This window comes from Streptomyces sp. MMG1533 (assembly GCF_001279775.1).
GTDB lineage: Bacteria > Actinomycetota > Actinomycetes > Streptomycetales > Streptomycetaceae > Streptomyces.
Genome location: NZ_LGDG01000031.1, coordinates 1 through 15678, shown reverse-complemented (window position 1 = coordinate 15678; position 15678 = coordinate 1). Strand labels below are relative to the sequence as shown.

The following is a 15678-nucleotide window of genomic DNA, read 5'->3' as shown; positions in this document are numbered from 1 at the left end:
GAGCGCGGTGTTCTGGTTCAGCTCCTGCCAGCTCATCCGCGTGACGTCGTCCTCGGAGGCGTACGGGTTGCCCGTCACGGAATTCGCGACGATCTTCATAGCGCCCTCGACGTACTGATCCGTCTCGTAGTACGTACCCGCCGAAAGTTTCACCCCCTCCGCGAAGTCGTTCCCCTCCGCGACCAGCGCCCGCACGCCCCACTCCCAGCGCTCACAGAACGACGTGAACGCCGACGTCAGCTCGCCATGCCCCAACTTCAGCCCAGAAAGCTGCAGTTCCGAGAATCCGCGCCCCACCCCGGCGAGACTGTCGATGCCGAGTTCTCTGAGTTCTTCCAAGGTCAGCGTGATGCCCTTGGCGATCTCACCGAGCCCGACGGCCTGCAGATCCTTGCCGCCGTTCCCCGTCCCGTCTGCGCCCCCGCTCACCGCGACCCCTTCTCGTACATCTCCGTCGGCTCCGCATCCACCGCCGCCGCGTCCGGCACGATCCCCACCACCGGCGGGAACAGCACGCCCTCGCCCTCGCTCCCCACATCCAGAGCCACCCCGCACGGGACGCCCACCGCCGGTATGGCGACATCGAGCAACCGGGCTCCCAGGACCCGGCGATACGCCCACTCCCGCGAGCCCTCACCCCTTGCGATGGCGAATCGAGCCAGCGCCGACTCGTCCGAGAAGGCGCAGATCCAACGGGTCCCGTCGTAGTCCCCGGTCAGCGGGGACTCGTCCTCGGTGACCGGTACGAGTACGGCGGTACGGCGGAACTCGCCGAGCAGCACGGCGAACTCACGGCGCCTGCGGGTGACTTGGTCCCCGCCTTGCGGAGTTGCAGCACCGCTGGTGGACGGCCCGGAAGGCGCGTCGGAAGTGGGAGGCCCCGGCGATTGGTCTGCCTGAGAGGGCACCGGCTGCGGGCGCCCCTCGGCTCCTGTGAGGGGTGCCGCCATCTCGACGTAATCGGACAGGCCGGACCTGGGTATATGCCCCGCCGCCGCGTCGCTCTCCCCTGGATTCGCCACGCCGGGAATCATCACATCGACATATCACCGCAGGCAACGCGGACACTCCACCGGCGTTGCGGATGGCCGGTTGTAGACCGGCCGTGGCTGGGCGGATCTCGGGATCGGGTGCAGGAAGCGGGAGTTGGGGGGAGCCGGAAAGGTGCCTCACTTGGACGATGTGGCTCGCCCGCGAGGTCGATGCATCGAGCCGCACACTCTTACCGGTATCTCATCCATCCACAGCCTGTCCCCAGGCAAGGCACAGTCCGCGCCCATCCGGCGTATGCATCGTGCACTGGTGACATCAGCCACCGATCCACACCCCCACACGACCGTGACCCCCGACCTGCCGCCGCCGGCCCCGCCCGCGGCGCCCCCGGACAAGGCACCTCGCTGGTCGCTCCCCGCACTGATCGCGATCATGATCCTGGCCGCGGTGCTCTACTCCTGGAACCTGTCCGGCTCCAGCCTGAACAGCTTCTACAGCGCCGCCGTGCTGAGCGGCACGCAGAGCTGGAAGGCCTGGTTCTTCGGCTCACTGGATGCCGGCAACTTCATCACCGTCGACAAGCCGCCCTTCTCGCTGATGGTCATGGGCCTGTCGTGCCGAATCTTCGGGTACGGCACCTGGCAGATGATGGCGCCGATGGTCGCGGCCGCGCTCGGCACGATCTGGATCCTGCACTCGTCCGTGAAGCGGGTGTTCGGGCACGCGGCGGCGGCCGTCGCCGCGCTGGTCCTCGCCCTGACCCCGATCACGGTCGCCATCAACCGCGACAACAACCCGGACACGCTGCTCGTCCTGCTGATGGTGGGCGGCGCGGCGCTGGCGCTGCGGGCGGTCCGCAACGACAGGCTGCTGCCGCTGCTCGGCTCCGCGGTGTGCTTCGGGCTCGCCTTCAACACCAAGATGCTGCAGGGATACATCGCGCTGCCCGCCGTCTTCGCGGTGTACGTGTACGCGTCGAAGCTCGGCTGGAAGAAGAAGGTCGTGAACCTGGCCCTGGCGGCCGTGGCGCTCGCGGTCTCCAGCTTCTGGTGGGCGGCGGCCGTGTCTCTGGTGCCCGCGTCCTCGCGACCGTACATCGGCGGCTCGACGGACGGCACCGCCTGGAACCTGATCATGGGCTACAACGGCCTGGGCCGGATCTTCGGCGGCGAGGGCAACGGCGGAGGCGGCGGAGGCGGAGGCGGCGGCTTCTCCGGTACGGCCGGTCTCGGGCGCCTCTTCAACGACATCCTCGGCGGCCAGATCTCCTGGCTGATCCCCTTCGCGGCGATCGCCTGCGTCGGCGGCATCGTCCTGCGCGGCCGCGCCGCGCGCACCGACCTGACGCGGGCCGCGCTGGTGCTGTGGGGCGGCTGGACCGCGCTGCACTATCTGACCTTCGCGATGGCCGAGGGCACCATGCACCCGTACTACACGACCGCGCTCGCCCCCGGCATCGCGGCGCTGTGCGGAGGCGGCGGCGTGATGCTGCTGCGCGCCTTCCGCGCCGACAAGCGCTGGGCGTGGGTGCTGCCGGCGGCTCTGGCAGTCACGGCGATCTGGTCCGTCGTCCTCCTGCGCCGGGCCTCCGGCTGGAACACCTGGCTGTGGCCGGCGGTCGCGGTGGTCATGGCGCTGGCGATCGCGGGTCTGCTGGTCTTCCGCTCCGGCAACCGGGTACGGCTGCTGGCGGCCTCGGTGGCCGCGGCGGTCGTCGCCGCGGTGGCGGGCCCGGCGGCGTACGCCTGGTCGGTGCCGTCCGGTTCGGGCGGCGGAGGCGGCATGGGCGGCGGTACGAATCCGACGGCCGGGCCGTCGACCGGCAGCGGCTTCGGCGGCGGCCCCGGTGGGGGCGGCGGTGGCGGCCGGGGTGGCTTCGGTGGCGGTGAGATGCCGGGCGGTACCCAGCAGGGCGGTCAGGCCGGCGGGCAACAGCAGGGCCAGGACGGCGGCGGCCAGATGACGCCCGGCGGCGGCAACGGCGAACTGCCCGGCGGCCAGAACGGCGGCCAGGCTCCCGGCGGTAGCGGTGAGATGGGCGGTACGCCTCCGGGCGGCACCGGCCAGAACGGCGGCACGGCGGCCGAGGGCGGCACCGGCGCTCAGCCCGGCGGCACGGGCGGCTTCGGCGGCGGCGGAATGGGCGCCGGCGGTGGAATGGGCGGCGCGAGCACCGAGCTCGTGTCGTACCTGGAGAAGCACCAGGACGGCGCCAAGTGGCTGCTGGCCGTGTCGAGTTCGCAGAGTGCCGCGCAGCTCATCGTGAGCAGCGGCGAGCCCGTCATCTCCATGTGGGGCTGGTCCGGCAGTGACAAGGCGATGACCCTCGCCAAGCTCAAGGAGCTGGTGAAGAAGGGTGAGCTGCACTACATCCAGATCGGTGGCAGCGGAATGGGAGGCGGCATGGGGGGCGACTCCGGCATCAGCTCCGAGGTCACGGAGTGGGTGCAGAAGAACGGGACGGCGGTGAAGGAGAGCGAGTACAGCAACAGCTCTGCTTCTGAGTCGGAGTCGGAGTCGGAGTCGGAGTCCAACTCCTCGTCCCAGTCCGACCAGTCCAACCAGTCCAACCAGTCCAACCAGTCCAACCAGTCCAACCAGTCGAGCCAGTCGACGATCTACCGTCTGGACGCGTCGGACGTGAGCTGACCGCCACAGCCCCAACGCCCCCTGGCCTTCCGGTCAGGGGGCGTTTTGGTATGTCAACTCGCGTAGACAAGGGGCAAATTGTCGGTTTCGGTCATCTGATGGACATGTTCGGTTCATGGACAAGAACGCATGTCCATGTCACGCTCCCGATTGCCCGCTCAATCAACCCGCGTAGAACGGACACCCCCGATGCCCGTGACACCCATACGCACGCGCCGATGGAAGCCATTGGCGCTCGCCGTCTCCACGGTCCTGGTCGGCCTCACCGCCCCCGCGCTGACCGCGACCCCGGCTGCGGCCACGACGACCGCGTACGACACGACGTACTACAAGAACGCGGTCGGCAAGACCGGGACGAGCCTGAAGTCCTCGCTGCACACGATCATCAGCAGCCAGACGAAGATCTCCTACTCCGCGGTCTGGAACGCCCTCAAGGCGACCGACCAGGACCCGAACAACAGCAACAACGTGATCCTGCTGTACAGCGGTGTCTCGCGCAGCAAGTCCCTCAACGGCGGCGACGTCGGCGACTGGAACCGCGAGCACACCTGGGCCAAGTCGCACGGCGACTTCGGCGAGGCGACCGGCCCCGGCACGGACCTGCACCACCTGCGCCCCGCGGACGTCCAGGTCAACAGCATCCGCGGCAACCTGGACTTCGACAACGGCGGCAGCACGGTCACCAACGGCGGCGGCAGCCTCGTCGACTCCGACTCCTTCGAGCCGCGCGACGCCGACAAGGGCGACGTAGCCCGCATGATCCTCTACATGGCCGTGCGCTACGAGGGCGACGACGGCTGGGCCGACCTCGAGCCCAACGAGAAGGTGAACAACGGCAGCAACCCGTACATGGGCAAGCTCGCCGTCCTCAAGCAGTGGAACGACGAGGACCCGCCGAGCGCCTTCGAGGAGAAGCGCAACCAGGTCATCTACGACACGTACCAGAAGAACCGCAACCCGTTCATCGACCACCCGGAGTGGGTCGAGGCGATCTGGTAGGGACAGCAGGAGCAGTAGGAGCAGTACGGAAGGGGCCCGGCCGGACGCATCCGGCCGGGCCCACTCGCGGTTGCCCGGCCTTCGTCACACACGTGTCCTCCCCCGGCACGCGCCCCCCTGTGCACGCCACGCACCACCCCGTAGGGATCATGGACGGGAAGCCCGGAGAACGAAGCACGGGCAACGGACAACGGGGAGGCAAGCAGTGAGCTATTGCCTGGAGATGAGCACCGGGGACATGCGGGACGTGATGCGTCTGCTCACCGCGGTGGAGCGGACCGAGAAGCAGGAGCGGGTGCTCGGGGTCGTGCGGGAGCGGTGCGCGAAGACCGACGCGCGGTTCCGGGAGGAGGACATCGATCTCGGCGTGAGCGTCGGCCAGGCGCTCGACGAGCTGATCGAGGGGGCGCCCAGCGTGGAGACGAGCCCCGCGTACACCCACGCCTTCCACGAGGTGGTGGCGTCCCACTTCTCCGACACCACCGACCTCGGCTCATGGCGCCGGCCGTCCTGGTTCCACCGCATGGACGACGAACTCGCCCGTCACGGCGTCCCGTCGGACCTGCTGCCCGGCGTGTTCCTGTTCAGCGGACCGCCGGTGCGGCTCCCCCACCCCGGCGACGCCTTCCCGGCCATCGGCACCCTGCCGACCCGGCGAGCGGCCGCACTCGCCGACGCCTACGACGCCGTACTCGACCGTCTCGACCCCGAATACCAGGACACGGCCCGCAAGTTCGCGGAGCTCATGCGGTTCGAGGCGGAGGAGTGGGAGAGCTCGCGACAGCTCGGGCAGACCCTGGACACGATCTTCTTCTGGTTCGGGTGACCGGGCAGGATCCTAGGAACGGCACTCGGCCTCGAGAGCGTCCGCCAACCGGGATACGGCGGCAAGATCCGGCAGGGTCCTGAGAGAAGTGACGACCTGACCGCTCGCGAACTCGCGCTGCGCGGCGGTCACGGTCGGATCCACCGCGCACTCGGCCTGGACGTGGACGTAGTTCAGGGCCGTTGCGAAGAGCATCGAGAACGAGTCCAGGCCCTTGATGGCTGCGGGGCCTCCGGCATCCAGATACGCCCGTGCCAACCGCCGTGCGGAATCGGCACGGAAGTCGTTCCCGCCCGCCCATACGTACACGGCGCGCGCGAGTTCGCGTTCCGCCGAGACGGGTCCGGCGTTGTCCCAGTCGAGGAGAACCGGCCCGGCCGGACCGACCAGCACGTTCTGCGGCTGCATGTCGAGATGTGAGGTCACCAGATCACCGGCGCCGGAGGGGGTGACGTACTGCGCCAACTCCGCCGCCGAGGTGGCGATGAACCGGCCCAGCGCATCCGCCCACGGTATGCCGAGCCGCCGGGTCTCCTTGTGCAGCTTCTCCCAGTCGGCGTCCTGGGGGCACTGCTCGTACCAGGCGCTCGGCGCCCCGGCGGCGGCGCCCTCTCCGGCCCTGTGGAGCATGGCCAGGGTCCGGCCGCACCAGCTCAGCAGCTCCGGCTCGCAGGGGTCCGCCGGCGTTCCGTCGATCCAGTCGTACAGCTTCACGTACGACCCGCCCGGCGAGGAGGTGAGCCGCGAGACGTACGCGTCGTCGCGATTCGGCATGAGCCGCGGCGAGGAGATCCCCAGCTTCTCCGCGGCGTTCCGCAGTGCCGCTTCCTGGTCTACCTGCCGCTCGTCACAGCCGAAGAGCAGCTCCTTCACCGCCCATGAGGAGCCATTCCCGGTCCCGTTTTCGTTCCTGTTTTCGTTCCCGTTCCCGTTCCCGTTCCCGGTCCCGTTCCCGTTCCCGGACAACTTCCAGATCTGTCCCAGCGCGCCACGGGTGACGGGTGTCATCGTCCATGGGCCGGCGCCGAGCGCGTAGGTGTCCGCGATGAGGTCGGCTGCGCTCTGCATCTGGGTGCCTCTCCGGCTGCCTGTCGGGCTCACAGGATTGCACCTCAGCCGAGGTGCGTCGCCGCGAACATCCGCAAAACCGCGGGGAGTACGACCACCGCGGGGCCCGGTGCGGCCAGTGCCTTCGCCAGGTCGTCCGACAAAGTCCGAGGGGTCGTACGGACCCCCGGCACCCCGAACGACCCGGCCAGGGCCACGTAGTCCGGGCGGGTCAGTTCCGTGGCCGTCGGCTCGCCGAAGGCGTCGGTCATGTACTCGCGGAGGATGCCGTAGCCGCCGTCGTCGACGATGAGCCAGGTGACGTTCAGGTCGTGCTGGCGGGCCGTGGCCAGCTCGGCGATCGAGTAGAGGGCACCGCCGTCGCCGGAGACCGCCAGTACGGGGCGGGTGGGATCGGCCGCCGCCGCGCCCAGGGCCGCGGGGAAGGCGTAGCCGAGGCCGCCGGCGCCCTGGGCCGAGTGCATGGTGTTCGGGGACTTCGCGTCGAAGGCCGACCAGGCCCAGTAGGACAGGATCGTCATGTCCCAGAAGGACGGGGAGTCGGCGGGCAGGGCCTTGCGGACCGACGCCAACACATCCTGTTCCAGGGTGAGTTCCTGGGAGGCGATGCGTTCACGCACACGCGACAGCAGCTCGCTCACGCGCTCCCGGACCGTGCCGTCCTCCCGCGGCTCCACCGTCTCCAGCAGCGCCTGCAACGCCAGTCGCGCGTCCGCGTGGATGCCCAGCGCCGGGTGGTTGGACTCCAGCTTCCCGAGGTCCGCCTCGATCTGGACGACCCGGCCGCGCGGCTTGAACGTGTGGTAGTTGGAGGAGAGTTCGCCCAGGCCCGAGCCGATGACGAGGAGTACGTCCGCGTCCTCCAGGAAGTCCGTGGTGTGGCGGTCCTCCAGCCAGGACTGCAACGACAGGGGGTGCTTCCAGGGGAACGCGCCCTTGCCGCCGAACGTCGTCACCACCGGCGCCTGGAGCTTCTCCGCCAGCTGCTTCAGCTTGCCCGAGGCGTCCGACCGGACCACGCCTCCGCCCGCGATGATCGCCGGACGGGCGGCCTTCGACAGCAAGTCGGCCGCCACCGCCGTGAGTTCGGGGCGCGGCGGCAGCTCCTCGGGGAAGGCGTCGCCGCCCGTCACCACGGGGATCGCCGTCTCGGCCAGCAGCACGTCCTGCGGGATCTCCACCCACACCGGTCCGTGCGGGGCCGTCAGCGCCGACTTCCACGCCTCGGCGATCGCGGAGGGGATCTGGGACTGGGCGCGGACCGTGTGGACCGACTTCACGACTCCCCGGAACGAGGCCGACTGGTCGGGGAGCTCGTGAAGGTAGCCGTGGCGACCACCGCCCAGACCGGCGGTCGGGATCTGGCTGCTGATCGCCAGGACGGGCGCCGAAGCCGCCGCCGCCTCCTGCAGGGCCGCGAGCGATGTCAGCGCGCCCGGGCCCGTCGACAGCAGCAGCGGTGCCGCCTCGCCCGTGATCCGGCCGTACGCGTCCGCCGCGAAGCCCGCGTTGTTCTCCACCCGCAGGCCGATGTACCGCAGGTCGGAGCGGCGCAGCGCGTCGAACATGCCGAGCGCGTGCTGGCCGGGCAGGCCGAACACCGTCGTCGCGCCGAGCCCGGCCAGCGTCTCCACGACCAGGTCTCCGCCGCTGCGCCCGGGGGGCGGATTCAGGGCGGCCGAGGTCTGTGCGGCCGTCGGACGGAGCACCAGGTCGTGGTCGTGGGTCACTTGCCCTCGTTCTCCTTGCGCGCCTCGGCGATCCGACGGGACATGATCGTGGTCAGTTCGTACGCCGTGTGGGATGCCGCCACCGACGTGATCTCCGCGTGATCGTACGCGGGGGCCACCTCGACGACGTCCGCCGAGACCAGGTTGCACCCGGCCAGGCCCCGCAGGATCTCCAGGAGTTCGCGGGAGGTCATGCCGCCCGCCTCCGGGGTCCCCGTGCCGGGCGCGTGCGCCGGGTCCAGGCAGTCGATGTCGATGGAGATGTAGAGGGGACGGTCGCCGATGCGCTGACGCAGCTGGTCCGCGACCTCGTCGGCGCCCCGGCGGTACACGTCCGCCGACGTCACGATGCCGAAACCCAGCTTCTCGTCGTCGGTCAGGTCCTGCCTGCCGTACAGCGGGCCGCGGATGCCGACGTGGGAGAGCGCCTCCGTGTCGAGGATCCCCTCCTCCACCGCCCGCCGGAACGGGGTGCCGTGCGTGTACTCCGCGCCGAAGTACGTGTCCCAGGTGTCGAGGTGCGCGTCGAAGTGCAGCAGCGCCACCGGGCCGTGCTTCTTCGCCACCGACCGCAGCAGCGGCAGCGCGATCGTGTGGTCGCCGCCCAGGGTCATGAGACGCGCGCCCGTGCCGAGCAGCTCGTCGGCCGCCGCCTCGATCGTGTCCACGGCCTCGTTGATGTCGAACGGGTTCACGGCGATGTCGCCGCCGTCCGCCACCTGGGCCAGCGCGAAGGGGGACGCGTCCTGCGCCGGGTTGTACGGCCGCAGCAACCGGGACGCCTCACGGATCGCGTTGCCGCCGAAGCGGGCGCCCGGCCGGTACGAGACTCCCGAGTCGAACGGCACCCCGACCACGGCGACGTCGGTGCGGCCGACCTCGTCGAGGCGGGGCAGCCGGGCGAAGGTCGCGGGACCGGCGTACCGCGGGATGCGGGACGAGTCGACGGGGCCGCGGGGCGTCTCGTTGCTGCTCATGGGGTCATGCCTTCTTTCCTACGCTTCGTCGCGTATGTACTGCATCTTCTTACGACTCTACTGGGGAGCCGGAACCGGTTCGGACGCGAGTTCGGGGGCCTGCCCGGCGAGGCGCTCGCGCCAGGCCACGAGGACGGCCGCGTCGGTGGGCTTCGTCGCCAGGGAGACGACGAGGTAGGCGGCCAGGGAGGACAACAGGCCGTAGTAGACGGGCTCGTTGGCGAGGATGCCGTAGGTCGCCATCAGGCCGATGACCGCGAGGCCGCCGACGGTCACGGAGGCGAGGGCGCCCTGTACGGTGCCGCGCTTCCACAGCAGCCCGCCGAGGATCGGGACGAGGAGGCCGCCGACGAGGAGGTTGTAGGCGACGGTCAGCGCCTCGACGACGTTGTTCAGCGCGATGGCGGTACAGATCACCGCCACGCCCATCAGGAGAATGAAGGCGCGGTTGCCCCGGACCTCGTCGTGCGCGTCCTCCGCCCCCCGCACCGCTCCCCGCAGCCGCGACCAGATGTCGTTGTTGGCGACGGTCGCACAGGCGATGAGCGCGCCGGAGGACGTCGACATCACCGCGGCGAGTGCGGCGGCCAGCACCAACCCCCGTACGCCGACCGGGAGTTCGTCCTTCACGATCGTCGCGAAGGCGTCGTCCGCGTTGGCCAGGTTCGGGTAGAGCACCTTGGCGGCCGTACCGATCACGGCACCGGCGAGGGCGTACGCGAGACAGTACGTCCCCGCGACCGTGCCGCCCCACTTCGCCGTCGTGTCGCTGCGCGCGGTGAACACGCGCTGCCAGATGTCCTGGCCGATGAGCATGCCGAACGTGTAGATCAGCACGTACGTGAAGATCGTCTCGCCGCCGATGCCCAGCGGGTCGAAGTACTCGGTGGGGAGCTGCGCCTTCATCTCGCCGAAGCCGCCCGCCTTCACGACGGCGATGGGCAGGAGCAGGAGCAGTACGCCGATGGTCTTCACCACGAACTGCACCATGTCCGTCAGCGTGATCGACCACATGCCGCCGAGCGTCGAGTACGCGACGACGATCGAACCGCCGAGGACGATCGCGACCGTGCGGTTCATGTCGAAGAGGACGTCGAAGATCGTGGCGTACGCGATGGTCGAGGTGACGGCGAGCATCAGGGTGTACGCCCACATGACCACGCCGGAGATGACGCCCGCCCGGCCGCCGTACCGAAGGTCCAGCATCTCGGAGACGGTGTAGACCTTGAGGCGGGCGATGCGGGCGGAGAAGAAGACGGACAGGGCGAGAAGTCCGAGGCCGATGGTGAAGACCATCCAGGCGCCCGAGAGGCCGTACTGGTATCCCAGCCCCACGCCGCCGATGGTGGACGCGCCGCCGAGGACGATGGCGGCCATCGTGCCGGAGTACATCGCGGGTCCGAGCCGCCGTCCGGCGACCAGGAACTCGCTCTTCGACCTGGCGCGGCGCATCCCCCACCAGCCCATGGCCAGCATGCCTGCCAGATAGACGACGATCACTGCGTAGTCGACGGCCACGGGGCCCTCCTTCACTCGGTGTCGCCTGCGGGTGACGAGCACCGACACTAGGTGGCCGGAAAGCGACTGCGAAGTGTACGTTTCATCCATTCACGCCGCTCCGAGTGGAGGGAACGTCCATCATGCCGGACCCCGCCGTCCCTCCCACCCCACCGGTACCGCTGGCATCGCTGCTGGCCCGCGAGGACCTCGCCCTGCGGCAGATCGCCGGGCCCGCCGACCCGGACATCGTCATCCACTGGGCGCACACCTCGGAGATGGCGGACCCGTACCCGTATCTGCTGGGCGGCGAGCTGCTGCTGACCGCCGGGGTGCACATCCCGGAGGCGGCCGGCTCCGGCACGTACTTCGACGACTACGTCTCCCGGATCGTCGCGGCGGGCGGTGCGGCCCTCGGCTTCGGGGTGGCGCCGGTGCACGACACGGTGCCGCGGGCGCTGGTCGCGGCCTGCGAGGCGTACGAGCTGCCCCTGCTGGAGGTCCCGCCGCAGACCACCTTCTCGGGTGTGGCCCGCGCGGTCTGGCAGCTGATGGCCCAGGCCCGCACGGCCGAACTCCGCCGCGTCACGGAGGCCCAGCAGAGCCTGGCCGCAGCGGCCTCCCGCCCCGACCCGGTCCCGTCCGTCCTACGGCAACTCGCCCGGCACGTGGGCGGCCGGGCGGTGCTGTACGGACCGGACGGGACCCAGATCGCGGCGGCGGGGCGGGAGGAGCGGCGGGGCGAGGCGCGGGAGGCGCTGGCGGGGCTGGCGGGGGTCCTCGCCGGGCGCGCCTCCTCCGCCACCACCGCCACCGACACCGTCGCCGGCACCCGTCTCGCCGCCTACTCCCTCGGCGCCGGACAGGGCTTCGTGCTCGGTGTCGCGGCCCCGCAGCGCGAACCCGGCGACCACACCATCGCCTCCGTCGCCGCCGTGCTGCTCGCTCTCCTCACCGGCGAGCACCAGAGCGGTACGGGAGCGGCCCGGTCCGCCGCGCTGGTACGGCTGCTGCTGGGCGCCGCGCCGGAGTCGGTCGCGCCGCTGCTCGGCGGCCGGCGGTGGCTCGTCGTGCACGCGCGGCCGGAGGGCCACGCTCCCGACGCGGTGGCGGCCTCCGCGCTGGGCGCAGCGCTCGGCTCCCCGCTGGTCGACCTGGCGCGGGACGTCGTACGCGTGCTGGTGCCGGCCGATCGCGAACCGGCGCCGCAGCCCGGCTGGACGCTGGGCGTCAGCGCCGCCGTCGGCCCGGACGAGTGGGCGTCCGCCGACGGGCAGGCGGCACGGGCGCTCGCCCGGGCCCGGGCCACCCGCACTCCGCTGGTCCGCCACGGGGCCCGCCCTGCCCTGGCCGACCTGGTCCCCGAGGAGGAGGCCGAGGCGCACGCCCGGGCGCTGCTGGCACCCCTGACCCCGGTGCTCGCCGAGACGCTGCGCACCTGGCTGTCGCTGCACGGCAGTTGGGACCGTACGGCGGTGGCGCTGGCCGTGCACCGGAACACCGTGCGGCAGCGCATCGCCCGGTGCGCGGCGCTGCTGGAGACGGACCTGGACGACCCGGACGTACGGATGGAGCTGTGGTTCGCCCTGCGGCGGCTCTGACCACCCTGGGGACACCACGTGACCCACGTCCCAGCGGGCGGGACGACGGGTGTTCGCCCAGGGCTCTGCCTCACAATGGGGGACATGCCGATATCCGGGACACCCAGCCGTGACGAGCTCGTCGAGCACCTTGTGAAGACCCGTATCGCGGGCGACGTCGCCACCCCGCGTGAGAACAACCTCTCCCACTACCGCCAGCTCGCCAACGGCGTCCGCAACTTCTGGCTCGGCCTGGAGCTCGGCGACCGCTGGACCGACGAGCAGGACGTGCTCGCGGTGATGGCGGAGCGGGTGGGTGTGAACGACGACCCGGAGTATCGCTACGGCCAGGACACCATCGACCCCGAGCTGACGGTGGCCGGCCTGGAGCGCCTGGCGGGCCGGCTGCGCAAGGCGGCGGACGGACAGCAGCGGGTGCTGTTCGCGACCGGCCACCCGGGCGGCCTGCTCGACGTGCACCGGGCCACGGCGGCCGCCCTGCGCACCGCGGGCTGCGAGATCGTGGTCATCCCGGACGGGCTGCAGACGGACGAGGGGTACGTCATGCAGTTCGCCGACGTGGCGGTCCTGGAACACGGCGCCACCCTGTGGCACACCCACTCCGGCGAGCCGATGAAGGCCATCCTCACCGCCCTGGAGCGCGCGGGCCGCCCGCTGCCCGACCTGGTGGTCGCCGACCACGGCTGGGCGGGCTACGCCGGCCAACACGGCGTGGACTCCGTCGGGTACGCCGACTGCAACGACCCGGCGCTGTTCCTCGCGGAGGCGGAGGGCACGGTCCAGGTGTCGGTCCCGCTCGACGACCATGTGGTCAGCCCGCGCCACTACGACCCGATGACGGCGTATCTGCTGGCGGAGGCGGGGCTGGCGTAGGCGCTCGTGGCATACCCCGGCCCCTCCCCGCGGGGAACCGTCACCGAGGGGCGCGGACCACGCCTTCCTGGATGACCGAGATGGCGAGCTGCCCGTCCTGGGTGTAGATGCGGGCCTGGCCGAGGCCGCGGCCGCCGTGGGCCGACGGTGACTCCTGGTCGTAGAGGAGCCATTCGTCGGCGCGGAACGGGCGGTGGAACCACATCGCGTGGTCGAGGGAGGCCCCGACGACGTCGCCGACCGCCCAGCCGCCGCGGCCGTGCGCGAGCAGGACCGAGTCGAGCAGCGTCATGTCGGAGACGTACGTGGCGAGGACGACGTGGAGGAGGGGGTCGTCCGCGAGTTTGCCGTTGGTGCGGAACCACACCTGGGAGTGCGGCTCGCGCGGCTCGCCGAACTTTCCGTACGGCGGCTCGTCGACGTAGCGCAGGTCGATCGCCTCGCGTGCCTCCAGGAACTTCTCGACGACCTCGGGGGCGATGTGGTCGTAGCCGCGCAGCCGCTCCTCGGAGGTGGGGAGCGTGGCGGGGTCGGGGGAGGCCGGCATGGGGGTCTGGTGGTCGAAGCCCTCCTCGTGCCGCTGGAAGGACGCGGAGAGGGCGAAGATCGGCTGTCCGTGCTGGACGGCGAGGACCCGGCGTGCGGTGAAGGAACGGCCGTCGTTCATGCGGTCGACCGTGTAGACGATCGGCGCGCCGGGGTCGCCGGGGCGCAGGAAGTACGCATGGAGGGAGTGGGCGAGGCGGTCCTCGGGGACCGTCCGCCCGGCGGCGACGAGTGCCTGGGCCGCGACCTGCCCGCCGAAGACGCGGGGGACGACGGCGGACCGGGACCGGCCGCGGAAGATGTTCTCCTCGATCTGCTCGATGTCGAGCAGATCGAGGAGACCCTGTAGTGCCTGACTCATGCAGTTATTTCTACGGGTCGGTAATTTCCGGGACCTTACAGACCCATGTCCTTCGCGATGATCGACTTCATGATCTCGCTGGTGCCGCCGTAGATGCGGTTGACGCGGTTGTCCGCGTACAGGCGGGCGATCGGGTACTCGTTCATGAAGCCGTAGCCGCCGTGCAGCTGGAGGCAGCGGTCGATCACGCGGTGCGCGACCTCGGTGCAGAAGAGCTTGGCGCTGGCGGCCTCGGCGGGGGTCAGCTCGCCCGCGTCGAGGGCCTCGAGCGCGCGGTCGGCGACGGCCTCGGCCGCGTCCACCTCGGCCTGGCAGGCGGCCAGCTCGAACTTGGTGTTCTGGAAGGAGGCGACCGTCTTGCCGAAGACCGTGCGGTCCTGGACGTACTCCTTGGCGAACCGGACGGCGGCCTTGGCCTGGGCGTAGGCGCCGAAGGCGATGCCCCAGCGCTCGGAGGCCAGGTTGTGGCCGAGGTAGTAGAAGCCCTTGTTCTCCTCGCCGAGGAGGTCCTCGACCGGGACCTTCACGTCGACGAACGCCAGCTCGGCGGTGTCGGAGGTCTTCAGGCCGAGCTTGTCGAGCTTGCGGCCGATGGAGTAGCCCTCGGACTTGGTGTCCACGGCGAACAGGGAGATGCCGAAGCGGCGGTCCTCGGCGGTGGGCGCGGAGGTGCGGGCGCAGACGATCACGCGGTCGGCGTGGACGCCGCCGGTGATGAAGGTCTTGGAGCCGTTGAGGACGTAGTGCGTGCCGTCCTCGCTCAGCTTGGCGGTGGTCTTCATGCCCGCGAGGTCGGAACCGGTGCCCGGCTCGGTCATCGCGAGGGCCCACATCTCCTCGCCGGAGACGAACTTCGGCAGGAAGCGCTTCTTCTGCTCGTCGGTGGCGAGCATCTTGATGTACGGCAGGCCGAGCAGCACGTGCACACCGGATCCGCCGAACTGGACGCCCGCGCGCGCGGTCTCCTCGTACATCACGGCTTCGAACTTGTACGAGTCGATGCCGGCGCCGCCGTACTCCTCGTCCACGCGGATACCGAAGACGCCGAGCTCGGCGAGCTTGTAGTAGAAGTCGCGCGGCGCCTGGCCGGCCGCGAACCACTCGTCGTAGACCGGAACGACCTCGGCCTCGATGAAGGCGCGCAGGGTCTCCCGGAACGCCTCGTGATCCTCGTTGAACACCGTACGGCGCACCGCCGCCACCTCCACTGCTCTCGGGCATGTCTAAGCGCTTGCTCACTTACCGTACCGGCGAGTACGAAGGCACGTCCAGGTAACGCTCGTCACGTGAACCTCGGCCGAGGCGGTGCGGGGCGACGGGACGACCGCCACGGGGCTCCGCCCCGGACCCCGGCCTTTCCCACCCACCCACCCGACTCGGCCTGATGAGAGGGCACCCTCACGGGGCTCCGCCCCGGACCCCGGCGGGGGCTTCGCCCCCTGCACCCCCAAAAGAAGGCCCTGTTCCGGCCCTGCACCCCCAAAAGAAGGCCCTGCTCCGGCCCTGCACCCCCGAGAAGGCCCCGGCCCGCACCCCAAGGAAAGTCCGGCTCCGGACC

Annotated in this window: 12 protein-coding genes and 1 pseudogene; 5 read left to right on the top strand and 8 right to left on the bottom strand. The window is 70.6% G+C overall.

All coding sequences use genetic code 11. The features are described 5' to 3' along the window. Together ADK57_RS06630 and ADK57_RS46995 are read right to left on the bottom strand one after the other, a co-directional pair. A pseudogene (locus ADK57_RS06630) lies at positions 1-429 on the bottom strand (hypothetical protein); the annotation flags it as partial. After that, positions 426-1034, bottom strand: coding sequence for a hypothetical protein (locus ADK57_RS46995; RefSeq protein WP_420711844.1), 609 nt, complete (start codon positions 1032-1034; stop codon positions 426-428). The gene ADK57_RS46995 and the pseudogene ADK57_RS06630, both read right to left, overlap by 4 nt. A 268-nt stretch (positions 1035-1302) precedes the next feature. Here ADK57_RS46995 and ADK57_RS06620 point away from each other — a divergent pair, with 268 nt between their 5' ends. The 3 genes from ADK57_RS06620 (at position 1303) to ADK57_RS06610 (ending at position 5467) form a co-directional block, all read left to right on the top strand. Then, positions 1303-3642: an ArnT family glycosyltransferase gene (locus ADK57_RS06620; RefSeq protein ID WP_053748413.1), complete on the top strand. Its 2340-nt coding sequence runs from the start codon at positions 1303-1305 to the stop codon at positions 3640-3642. A gap of 189 nt (positions 3643-3831) precedes the next feature. Continuing rightward, positions 3832-4641 carry an endonuclease I family protein gene (locus tag ADK57_RS06615; RefSeq protein WP_053748410.1) on the top strand — a complete coding sequence of 270 codons (810 nt, stop codon included), beginning with the start codon at positions 3832-3834 and terminating at the stop codon, positions 4639-4641. 205 nt (positions 4642-4846) lie between these two features. Then, a complete protein-coding gene (locus tag ADK57_RS06610) occupies positions 4847-5467 on the top strand; it encodes a DUF7691 family protein (RefSeq protein ID WP_053748409.1) in 621 nt (206 codons plus the stop codon). Between the two features lie 12 nt (positions 5468-5479). On the opposite strand, the gene ADK57_RS06605 is transcribed toward ADK57_RS06610, so the two are convergent. The 4 genes from ADK57_RS06605 to ADK57_RS06590 are packed head-to-tail and all read right to left on the bottom strand — an operon-like array spanning position 5480 to position 10760. Beyond that, positions 5480-6535 carry a phosphotransferase gene (locus ADK57_RS06605; protein ID WP_053748408.1) on the bottom strand — a complete coding sequence of 352 codons (1056 nt, stop codon included), beginning with the start codon at positions 6533-6535 and terminating at the stop codon, positions 5480-5482. Between the two features lie 44 nt (positions 6536-6579). After that, positions 6580-8265 carry a thiamine pyrophosphate-binding protein gene (locus ADK57_RS06600; protein ID WP_053748407.1) on the bottom strand — a complete coding sequence of 562 codons (1686 nt, stop codon included), beginning with the start codon at positions 8263-8265 and terminating at the stop codon, positions 6580-6582. Further along, on the bottom strand, positions 8262-9242 hold the full coding sequence (gene speB / locus ADK57_RS06595) for an agmatinase (protein WP_053748406.1): 981 nt from the start codon (positions 9240-9242) through the stop codon (positions 8262-8264). The genes ADK57_RS06600 and speB overlap by 4 nt, the downstream gene beginning before the upstream one ends. A 57-nt stretch (positions 9243-9299) precedes the next feature. After that, positions 9300-10760, bottom strand: coding sequence for a sodium:solute symporter (locus ADK57_RS06590; protein ID WP_053748405.1), 1461 nt, complete (start codon positions 10758-10760; stop codon positions 9300-9302). Between the two features lie 122 nt (positions 10761-10882). Here ADK57_RS06590 and ADK57_RS06585 point away from each other — a divergent pair, with 122 nt between their 5' ends. Both ADK57_RS06585 and ADK57_RS06580 read left to right on the top strand, forming a co-directional pair. Then, complete coding sequence (locus tag ADK57_RS06585; RefSeq protein ID WP_199830491.1) at positions 10883-12340, top strand: PucR family transcriptional regulator; 1458 nt, start codon at positions 10883-10885, stop codon at positions 12338-12340. Between the two features lie 84 nt (positions 12341-12424). Beyond that, positions 12425-13213: a phosphatase gene (locus ADK57_RS06580; RefSeq protein ID WP_053748412.1), complete on the top strand. Its 789-nt coding sequence runs from the start codon at positions 12425-12427 to the stop codon at positions 13211-13213. Between the two features lie 40 nt (positions 13214-13253). On the opposite strand, the gene ADK57_RS06575 is transcribed toward ADK57_RS06580, so the two are convergent. Further along, a complete protein-coding gene (locus tag ADK57_RS06575; protein ID WP_053748403.1) occupies positions 13254-14120 on the bottom strand; it encodes an acyl-CoA thioesterase in 867 nt (288 codons plus the stop codon). Between the two features lie 35 nt (positions 14121-14155). Then, positions 14156-15313: an acyl-CoA dehydrogenase family protein gene (locus ADK57_RS06570; RefSeq protein ID WP_053748411.1), complete on the bottom strand. Its 1158-nt coding sequence runs from the start codon at positions 15311-15313 to the stop codon at positions 14156-14158. Positions 15314-15678 lie beyond the last annotated feature (365 nt).

Bases quoted from the DNA above. Each gene is read 5' to 3' on its own strand.
- speB (WP_053748406.1), bottom strand. From the start codon at position 9,242: ATGAGCAGCAACGAGACGCCCCGCGGCCCCGTCGACTCGTCCCGCATC.
- ADK57_RS46995 (WP_420711844.1), bottom strand. From the start codon at position 1,034: ATGATTCCCGGCGTGGCGAATCCAGGGGAGAGCGACGCGGCGGCGGGG.
- ADK57_RS06575 (WP_053748403.1), bottom strand. From the start codon at position 14,120: ATGAGTCAGGCACTACAGGGTCTCCTCGATCTGCTCGACATCGAGCAG.
- ADK57_RS06580 (WP_053748412.1), top strand. From the start codon at position 12,425: ATGCCGATATCCGGGACACCCAGCCGTGACGAGCTCGTCGAGCACCTT.
- ADK57_RS06615 (WP_053748410.1), top strand. From the start codon at position 3,832: ATGCCCGTGACACCCATACGCACGCGCCGATGGAAGCCATTGGCGCTC.
- ADK57_RS06585 (WP_199830491.1), top strand. From the start codon at position 10,883: ATGCCGGACCCCGCCGTCCCTCCCACCCCACCGGTACCGCTGGCATCG.
- ADK57_RS06605 (WP_053748408.1), bottom strand. From the start codon at position 6,535: ATGCAGAGCGCAGCCGACCTCATCGCGGACACCTACGCGCTCGGCGCC.